This window comes from Pseudostreptobacillus hongkongensis, assembly GCF_001559795.1.
In the GTDB taxonomy this organism is placed as follows: Bacteria; Fusobacteriota; Fusobacteriia; order Fusobacteriales; family Leptotrichiaceae; genus Pseudostreptobacillus; species Pseudostreptobacillus hongkongensis.
Map to the genome: position 1 here is coordinate 1 of NZ_LOHY01000160.1, position 788 is coordinate 788.

At 24.2% G+C, this 788-nt stretch carries 1 protein-coding gene; it reads right to left on the reverse strand.

The annotated features are described in order from the left end of the window. Positions 1-153: 153 nt before the first annotated feature. Positions 154-788, reverse strand: a 635-nt coding sequence (istB, locus tag AYC59_RS07415) for an IS21-like element helper ATPase IstB (RefSeq protein ID WP_082752757.1), incomplete at its 5' end; no start/stop codon positions are given.

Sequence of the window (788 nt, forward strand, 5' to 3'; positions counted from 1 at the left end):
TGAATTATTCTAAGTATAGATAAAAGGCAAATGAGTTTAATAGCTCAAATGCCTTTTTTATTATAAATTTAAACTATAAAAAATCAAAATCAAAAATATATGTTAATGTCAATATAAAAATGTAAGATTGTGTCAAAATAAGAATGTAGTTTTTTATTCTTGATAATAATCCCTAACTCTATATGATCTACCAACTATATTAATAACATTACAATGATGTAATAATCTATCTAATATAGCACTTGCTAAAGTATTATCAGAAAATATATCACCCCAATACTTGAAGTCAGCATTAGTTGTAACTATTGTTGACTTCTTTTCATATCTTTCATTTATTAATCTAAAAAACATAAGTGTCTCTTCTTTAGTTATTGGAATATATCCTAATTCATCTATTATCAACACCCTATACTTACAATAATGCTTTATACGTTCATTTAATCTCCCTTCTTTATTTGCCTTATTTAATTGTGCTATTAAATTACTAAACTTAATAAAATAAGTAGACATTCTCTTTTTAGCAGTAGATATTCCTATAGCTGTTGCAAGATGTGTCTTACCTACACCACTACTTCCAATAAATACTACATTCTCAAAATTATGTATAAATCTATGTGTAAGTAAATCCAATATCTCTTGTTTATCTATATTATCTTGATAACTAAAATCAAAATCATTAATATCTTTTATGAAAGGAAATCCAGCTATCTTTATCATTGAATTAATAAGATTTTTCTCCTTATGCTCTATCTCATAATCTGTTAATTTAACTAATGCTTCTATTAAAG